This is a genomic window from Pseudomonas avellanae BPIC 631, from assembly GCF_000444135.1.
GTDB classification, from domain to species: domain Bacteria; phylum Pseudomonadota; class Gammaproteobacteria; order Pseudomonadales; family Pseudomonadaceae; genus Aquipseudomonas; species Aquipseudomonas avellanae.
Genome location: NZ_ATDK01000442.1, coordinates 1 through 2,123 on the forward strand (window position 1 = coordinate 1; position 2,123 = coordinate 2,123).

Consider the following 2,123-nt stretch of genomic DNA (forward strand, 5'->3'; position numbering starts at 1 on the left):
GCGTCCGATCTTGAATGTGCGGCGCGGCAGAGATTTGTGACGCAGGAGCGTCACGCAAGGCATTCCTACGCTGGAGCGTAAGGAACGATAAGCACCTGGCTTCAACATCAGCGCGGGCGGATCGCCCCAATCGCCCCACAGTTCCCCGCCATAAACTCCCCCGAAAACGCTTTCTCGACAAAACGTGTCGAGTCCGGCAGGGAGCCGTTCACCGCCCCCGAATGATCCAGCTGCGGGTAGTAATGCCATTCAATGCGGTCACCTGCAGTGCACGCATCCTTGACCAGCGCGATCTGGCTGCGGACCGGTGAAACGACATCCTTGCCGCCCGTACCTATAAAAATCGGGATGTCTGACGTCAACGTCGGGTAGGAAGACTCGCGGTTCACCTGATCAAGCGCAGCCTCCGGCGAGCGCCTGAAACTGTTGTTGAACGTCAGCCCGTCTGCAACAACCTTGCGCTCAATGGCTTGCAGGCAATCCCGCTGGCTGACTTCAAACGCAGGTTTTGCACGGTCGCTCAGATAATCAGTGGCCACGAACGACGGATTGATCAGCCCCGCAGTGCTCAGCCGCAGCAGGTTGTAAGCTAACGATGGCGTGACCTGATCGCGTGACGTGTCCTGCCCGATATTCCCCGCAGGCCCTGAAGCCAGCGGATACGGCGTCCCGGTCGCAACCACACCGACAATATTCAATTCCGGTGCGTAGGTTTTCTTGTAGACAGCCGTCGCAAACGCAGCACGACCGCCCTGCGACTGACCAAACACAACAACCCGCGAAGACAGATTGAAATCCGCCCTCTGAACCGCACGAATGCCGTCCAGAACACCGTAAGCCAACGGGCTGCTCAGCCCGTACGGATGCAGCCCCGGCGTCCCCAGACCCTCATAGTCAGTGGCCACAATCGCGTAACCGCGCCCGAGCCATTCATTCAGATAGCGCGTGTCGCGACCACTGCGCCCGGCAAAAGAAGGCGCGCAGACATCCGCACTACCAACCGTGCCATGTGCTCACGCCATCAATGGCCATCCACCCTTCGGCGGCGTGCCCTCAGGAATGAACAATGCACCCGACACCGCAATGGGCCCGTTGCTGCGGCCGTCAGTCGATGTGTACAGAATACGAATATTCAGCGCGGCGCTTTTCAGACCTTGCTGTGGCGTGAGCGGCTCAGAACGCAGAAGCTGTCCCGGCCTGGACGGCAGTTCGCCTGCCCAGGTGTAAAAGTCCGGCACGCCACCGTCTCCGGGTACCGCTTCTGAGGTGGCTTGAGGCGTACCGCTGCAGCCTGTCAGCAGTGCGAGTAGCAGGACCGCTGACGACCGCACCAATGAGTGCATCATCACTTCTCCAAACTTACGTGTGAGCTTCGATTTAAGCCGATCAGAGCGCTGACGTCACCTATGAACGCAGCCCCCCGTTGAAGAGTCAGGAGGCTTAAACGTCAGGAAAACCCCAGTCCTGAAGCGGCGAGAGCTGAGACAGGAATGTTAAGTGTTCGATGGTTTTTACTTTTTGCAGATTTTTTAATTCCATCGGACCACCGAGTGCCAACGCAGGAACGAAGCCGTACATTTCGTCACTTTTTAGTGGGCCGAGTTTTTCTCGTGCAGGTTCAAAAAGGCCGTCGATGTCGTTGTGATTAGGGCTCATCGAAAAGAAAAATGCGTTAACTCCTGCATCCAGCTTTTCTTCCGTAAATCTGGAGGTGCGAGAAAAATACCGCGCTCGATAAGATGATATGGTCAGGCAATAGCCTTGCTTTTGACCCCATACATAAAGAATACCGAATGCGCTGCGGGCAATCACATAATAGTTGTCATTTTTAGGAAGGCTGGTCTCGCTAAGCCAATGGCTAAGTATAGTTTCGTATTCTTGCGGGTTGACGGTCCAAAATATTCCGTCCGCATAGCCGCACCATCCGTGCTCTTTCCAATATTCAAGCAGTTGTACGGGTAGTTTTTTCTCGTATCGATCAATGCTTGATTGCGGGACTTCTTGGTGATCAGTTGTCGGGTTAAAGTCCTTAAGGAATGATGCATAGAACTCGTCCATTACAAAATCCGTGCTAGTGTACTGTTTTCGAAAAAAATCAGCCACCAACTAACGGAAAATTCAAA

Annotated in this window: 1 protein-coding gene and 1 pseudogene; both read right to left on the reverse strand. The window is 54.8% G+C overall.

The genetic code is table 11. From position 1 onward, the window contains the following. Positions 1-107 precede the first annotated feature (107 nt). Positions 108-1,343, reverse strand: a pseudogene (locus DW49_RS01000000128840) (lipase family protein). 97 nt (positions 1,344-1,440) lie between these two features. After that, positions 1,441-2,058 (reverse strand): GAD-like domain-containing protein, encoded by a 618-nt coding sequence (locus DW49_RS0123815; protein ID WP_005621355.1) that lies wholly within the window; start codon positions 2,056-2,058, stop codon positions 1,441-1,443. Between the last annotated feature and the right edge of the window lie 65 nt (positions 2,059-2,123).

Coding starts and splice junctions, on each gene's coding strand:
- DW49_RS0123815 (WP_005621355.1), bottom strand. CDS start 2,058: ATGGACGAGTTCTATGCATCATTCCTTAAGGACTTTAACCCGACAACT.